9 protein-coding genes and 1 pseudogene are annotated in these 4,897 nt (G+C 38.4%); 5 read left to right on the top strand and 5 right to left on the bottom strand.

Annotation, left to right across the window (positions count from 1 at the left end):
- A partial coding sequence (locus tag ACFIKO_RS08590) for a hypothetical protein (RefSeq protein ID WP_375673787.1) occupies window positions 1-363 on the top strand: 363 nt, incomplete at its 5' end.
- Between the two features lie 61 nt (window positions 364-424).
- Here ACFIKO_RS08590 and ACFIKO_RS08585 read toward each other — a convergent pair.
- The 3 genes from ACFIKO_RS08585 to ACFIKO_RS08575 form a co-directional block, all read right to left on the bottom strand.
- On the bottom strand, window positions 425-562 hold the full coding sequence (locus ACFIKO_RS08585; RefSeq protein ID WP_375673785.1) for a hypothetical protein: 138 nt from the start codon (window positions 560-562) through the stop codon (window positions 425-427).
- Between the two features lie 162 nt (window positions 563-724).
- Window positions 725-1,261 (bottom strand): ImmA/IrrE family metallo-endopeptidase, encoded by a 537-nt coding sequence (locus tag ACFIKO_RS08580; protein WP_004858798.1) that lies wholly within the window; start codon window positions 1,259-1,261, stop codon window positions 725-727.
- 3 nt (window positions 1,262-1,264) lie between these two features.
- Complete coding sequence (locus ACFIKO_RS08575) at window positions 1,265-1,630, bottom strand: helix-turn-helix domain-containing protein (RefSeq protein ID WP_004858800.1); 366 nt, start codon at window positions 1,628-1,630, stop codon at window positions 1,265-1,267.
- 412 nt (window positions 1,631-2,042) lie between these two features.
- Between ACFIKO_RS08575 and ACFIKO_RS08570 the strand changes: the two are divergent.
- Together ACFIKO_RS08570 and ACFIKO_RS08565 are read left to right on the top strand one after the other, a co-directional pair.
- Window positions 2,043-2,761, top strand: a pseudogene (locus ACFIKO_RS08570) (antA/AntB antirepressor family protein).
- Window positions 2,758-3,036, top strand: coding sequence for a hypothetical protein (locus tag ACFIKO_RS08565; RefSeq protein WP_375620501.1), 279 nt, complete (start codon window positions 2,758-2,760; stop codon window positions 3,034-3,036). Before ACFIKO_RS08570 ends, ACFIKO_RS08565 begins: the two are co-directional and overlap by 4 nt.
- 44 nt (window positions 3,037-3,080) lie before the next feature.
- Here the strand turns inward: ACFIKO_RS08565 and ACFIKO_RS08560 are convergent, their stop codons facing one another.
- Together ACFIKO_RS08560 and ACFIKO_RS08555 are read right to left on the bottom strand one after the other, a co-directional pair.
- Window positions 3,081-3,377 carry a HigA family addiction module antitoxin gene (locus tag ACFIKO_RS08560; protein ID WP_004861504.1) on the bottom strand — a complete coding sequence of 99 codons (297 nt, stop codon included), beginning with the start codon at window positions 3,375-3,377 and terminating at the stop codon, window positions 3,081-3,083.
- A 16-nt stretch (window positions 3,378-3,393) separates the two neighbouring features.
- Entirely contained in the window at window positions 3,394-3,708 is a 315-nt protein-coding gene (locus ACFIKO_RS08555) for a type II toxin-antitoxin system RelE/ParE family toxin (protein WP_273790985.1), read from the bottom strand.
- A 52-nt stretch (window positions 3,709-3,760) separates the two neighbouring features.
- Here ACFIKO_RS08555 and ACFIKO_RS08550 point away from each other — a divergent pair, with 52 nt between their 5' ends.
- Window positions 3,761-4,309: a hypothetical protein gene (locus tag ACFIKO_RS08550; RefSeq protein WP_375673783.1), complete on the top strand. Its 549-nt coding sequence runs from the start codon at window positions 3,761-3,763 to the stop codon at window positions 4,307-4,309.
- The coding region (locus ACFIKO_RS08545) for a phage baseplate assembly protein V (RefSeq protein WP_375673781.1) at window positions 4,290-4,897 on the top strand (608 nt) is incomplete at its 3' end. The genes ACFIKO_RS08550 and ACFIKO_RS08545, both read left to right, overlap by 20 nt.

The raw sequence follows: 4,897 nt of genomic DNA, 5'->3' as shown, positions 1-4,897 counted from the left end.
CACGGGCTGCTAAACCAAATGGTTAAAGATGTGCGCAACACTTTTGGGCAGCCCATCATCTACACGCGAAAGGACAACCAGCAATCTTTTCGTATCACAGCGATTTACGGCATTAAGCATTCAGAATCGGACGCCGGTGGCAGAATCCCCACGACAATTGCAAGAAAGGAACTTGATCTTTGTATCAATGACATTGGAGGATTACCACCAAAACCGGAAGATAATGTTGTAATCATTTCCCCTGAAAACAACAAAGCCCCCTCTTCTCAAGAGCACTTCGTGATCACAGATGTCCAAGCCTCTGAATCCGGTATGTATAAACTTATCTTGCGTAACGAATCTTCATCTAGCAAACAGCTTTGATTACATTTCTGAGATGCGAAAGGGGAATAAAATATCCCCCTTCTGCTTTTTTTAGATACTTTTATGTATCATAGATAGGAATGCGCCAAGCCTTTCGCCCATAGTGTTTTGCGTAAAGTTTTTGACCCGTATGAGGACATCTACGCCATGTACGAAAAACGTAGGTTTTACTTTCTTTTAATTTTTTTTTGTTATCCATTAGATAACTTTCTCGGTGAATAGACCTAGACAAGAGACATTCACAATGATACAATTTTTACTGCTACAGGTTGCATCTTGCTGTTTCCTGTCTGGTTTTACGTTAGCGAACCATAACCTAACGTAAACTCTTTATGGGTTTGAGCTGCAACTCAAACCCTTTTTATTCTGATTTAATATTTAATGTTTTCATTCTAACCTTTGCTGCTTGTAATGAAACTTTATAGCACTTAGCGACCTCTTCTGGAGTCTTAAATTTGGGCATACCTGAACGTGGCATTAAAAGTTCAGCGGCAAACTGATCAGCTTGCCGTTCTGAACTGCGATAAGCAGGTATTTCATGAGAATCAATTACGCGTTGTAAGGGTAAATTTGTATGTAAAAAGAGGTGAGCAAATTCATGAGCAACTGTAAATCTTGCACGACCATTACCATCGTACGCATCTCTATAAATATCTTCTCTTAAAACGATGAACTTACCTTGTGGATCAGTTAAACCACCCACATTTCCAAGTTCTTTCTTATCTGCGATACGTAAATGAAAATCTAGCTTCATATTAGGCAAAATGTGTTCAATAAACTCCATTACTGGAAAATATTGGACATCTGACAATTGTAATTCCATTCGAAATAAACCAGCTAAATAACTAATTTTGTGCCAACTACGAGGAGGAACTTCATAATCAATGCTTTTATACACCTTCTATTTACCTTCTTTTTCTTTTATCTGTTTCAATAATTTTTTCATTTTTTCTATATTTTCTGGAGAAATGTTATCTATAACTCTAGCAAACATACCAACAAGTTCACCTGTGGATAAATTAGAAGACTTTATTGTAAAACTCTTACGGCAGGAATCAGCCTCTTTTCTTAAGAGAGAAGCCATATCTTGATCTAAATCGTATAATTCTATGATCTTTTCTTCCATACCAACAGGCACAGATTTTTTGCCAATCTCGACAGAAGATAAAAACGCTACAGATATACCTAATTTATCAGCCATATCTAAAAGGCGTTCTGCACGATCAATACGGAGTTTTCGTATGGTTTTACCAAATGGTGTAAGCATCAAATAGAACTCCAAAGGACGGATAATTAATCTTAACAGATTGAATATATTTTATCTTAAAGTATAAATCAACTCTTTTTTTTACAATAATTACAAATTGCCAATAGCAAAAATTTAAAAATTATCGAAAGTGGCTTGACATTATAGTAGGAGTATGAATAATCGAATCAGGTGCCTAAGAAACACCTTAAAACAACAAGCGGATTGGTTGCCGAAATAATCAGTCTTCCGCACATTGTAAAGGCTTTGACTCATTATATGCGTATAGCGTATACTGGTCTTGTCGGGTGTGGTTATGCCATAAAATACCCTTTCGGGGGAAAGCATAACGACGGGCTTGTTGCCGTGTTTCTTAGCACCCGGCACTTTTCTAGAGTGTCATTAAGAAACATCTATCAACAAGGAATTCATTATGAATACTCTTATAGAAATTAGAGAACAGGTTATTGATCAGGAAACTGTTCAAACTGTTAACGCGCGTGATTTACATACGTTTTTAGAAATAAAAGCTCGCTTTAATGATTGGATTAAAAATCGCATTAAAGAATGTAAATTTCAGGAAAATATAAACTTTATAACGCTTACTAAAAATTTAGTAAGCGGTGGAAAGGTAAAAGAATACTACATTACGTTAGACATGGCTAAACATCTTTCAATGATAAAGGGCATGAAGCGCGTCAATACTTTATCAAATGTGAACGACTTTTGAAACAAGTAGCAACACCGCAAGTCGACTACTCCAAACCGGAAGCATTGCTTGGTGTCTTGAATCACTTACAAAGTCAAATAGAGCAAAAAGATCATGTTATTGCAGAATTAGCACCAAAAGCAAAAGCTTTGGAAGGTTTAAAGCGTTCTGATGGTTTGTTTGGTCTTATTGAAGCAGCAAAGATGTTAGAGGTACGACCAAAGGATTTAACTGATTACTTGCGTAAACATGATTGGGTGTATCGACGGGCTCCAGGGGCGCCTTTGTTACCTTATCAAGACAAAATTAAGAAAGGATTCATGGATTGTCCCGCTATTACCATTCAAAGACCGGATGGTACAGAAAAGGTGCTCCCTTCAACGAAAATCACATCTAGAGGATTGGCATGTTTGAGAGAACAAATCTTTGGGGGTGTGCAATGAAAATAGATACCAACTTCTTATGCGATTTGTGGATGGCATTATCTCAATTTTCTAATGATGAAAATGTGAGCGACAAAGATTGTAGTGCTCTGGTTCAAACTATGAATGCAATAGAAAATGTTCTAGTTTTAAAGCTTCAAGATGACGTGCCCAATATTACAAAAATCTTGGCAATTTTGACAGATTTTGGAGCTTCAGAACTACCACATCGTATGGATTCTTTGTTGCGAACTTATGAACCAAATTTAGACAACCCCATTAAAAAGGTTGCTTAATTAAAAACACAACTCCCCTCCCTATCGTTAAAGGTGGGGAGTGGTTAAACCCTACATTCAAATTTATTGATTTTGGCAAATTCGTCTGCTTTTTCAGTTTGTAATATACTAACGTCATAAGCAGCTTGCATGTTAAGCCAAAATTCAGCAGTAGTATCAAAAAAATAGGCTAATCTGAGAGCTGTATCGGGAGTCACTGGACTATTTTCAGCAACAATACGTTCTATTCTCGTGCGTGGAACATTTAATGCTTTTGCAAGAGCATAAGCAGAGAGAGCATATTCTTTTAAATATTCCTCTCGTAAAATTTCTCCGGGATGAATAGCAATATAATTTTTCATCTCGACCTCCTACAGATCAATGATAATCTACGATTTCAACTTCATAGGCGCCATTAGAGCGCCATTCAAAACAAATACGAAACTGGTCATTAATACGGATAGAATATTGACCTTTACGCTCTCCTTTCAATGCTTCTAGACGATTTCCCGGAGGACTGCGCAAATCTTTGAGATCAACTGCTTTATCGAGCATAAACAATTTTCTTTGGGCTATACGCACTAGAGTGGTGGGAAAGCCTCTGGGCGGATTGCCTTCTAAAAGATCTTTACACCGCTTATCCGCAAAAGATTCAATCACCAAATCACCTTTATTCGTTCTTTTACGTATCATAACACGATACCAATATAAAGAAAAGGATAAATGTTAAATAACAGGAGCCCTCATGCATCCGAGAGAGACGATAAGGGAAAGCTTTGTTGCATTGATCAAAGCAGCAAAGACGGCAGCTGGTGACAATGTTTTCAATATGCGTGATTTCAACTTCTCCCCTGAGAACACGCCTGCAATTAATATCTCAACACAAAGTGAAACAATTGAAGATGGCTATGATTATGGAGTAAGGCGACGTGTTTTAACGCTAGATGTTGAATGTTATGCGACATGTGAAGATGGAGCACGTTTTGTTGATCAACTAGCATGGGAGGTTGAGGAGATTTTCTACGCTAATCCCAATCTTAACAACACAGTTGAGACATGCCGCCTGCAAAATATTGCTTTTGCCTTTGGTGATAATGGCGCCCTAGCGCTCCATGGTGCGATTTTAACCTTTGAAGTCATTTATGTGACAAATATCCCCAACATGGATGAAGAAGAAGGCGGTGTAACAGCAAGACTCGTTGAACCTTTCTTAAGCTTTGAACCAGAAACAGGCGTGAGAAATAAAGACAAATACCATAAAATTGAAGCTGGACATGTTAGAGCGACGCGATAAAGAAATCACAGATCTAAAGAGACGTGTGGCAAATATGGTTGTGGTGGGGAAGATTAGCCATGTCGATCATAAAAACGCACGCTATCGGGTAAAAAGTGGCAATCTTGTCAGTGACTGGATTCCAGACACACAAGCCCGCGCCGGTAAAACACGCTCCTATGAAGGACGTGATGTTGGAGAGCAAGTGGTTGTTATCGCCTCATCGGGGGACTTATCACAAGGAGTGATTGTGGGTTCCATTCACACCGATGCTAATCAAGCAGCCGATAAGGGCAGCATTCACCGAACGATATACCCTGATGGAACCCGCCTTGAATATGATGATGAACAAAACACTTATGGAATTCACATCAAATCAGGCGGAAAGTTTATCCTGACAATCGCTGATGGTGTGTCACTAAAAGGTGAAGGTGGCAAACTAGAGCTTACCGCGCCAGATGGCATAAAGATTGTTTCAAAAAGCGATATAAATTTAAATGCAAAAGGCAACATCTCTTTGAAGGCAGGTGGGGGCATTTCACTGAATTCGAATGATAGTCTCTCTCTTCATTCTGGAAATAATGTTTCCATTCATTCAAGTGGACTAAA

Origin of the sequence: Bartonella sp. TS82HLJMH, assembly GCF_042193495.1 — a bacterium.
In the GTDB taxonomy this organism is placed as follows: domain Bacteria; phylum Pseudomonadota; class Alphaproteobacteria; order Rhizobiales; family Rhizobiaceae; genus Bartonella; species Bartonella grahamii.
This window is presented reverse-complemented; position numbering and strand designations above follow the sequence as displayed.

Coding starts and splice junctions, on each gene's coding strand:
- ACFIKO_RS08560 (WP_004861504.1), bottom strand. CDS start 3,377: ATGAAAAATTATATTGCTATTCATCCCGGAGAAATTTTACGAGAGGAA.
- ACFIKO_RS08575 (WP_004858800.1), bottom strand. CDS start 1,630: ATGCTTACACCATTTGGTAAAACCATACGAAAACTCCGTATTGATCGT.
- ACFIKO_RS08585 (WP_375673785.1), bottom strand. CDS start 562: ATGGATAACAAAAAAAAATTAAAAGAAAGTAAAACCTACGTTTTTCGT.
- ACFIKO_RS08550 (WP_375673783.1), top strand. CDS start 3,761: ATGCATCCGAGAGAGACGATAAGGGAAAGCTTTGTTGCATTGATCAAA.
- ACFIKO_RS08555 (WP_273790985.1), bottom strand. CDS start 3,708: ATGATACGTAAAAGAACGAATAAAGGTGATTTGGTGATTGAATCTTTT.
- ACFIKO_RS08565 (WP_375620501.1), top strand. CDS start 2,758: ATGAAAATAGATACCAACTTCTTATGCGATTTGTGGATGGCATTATCT.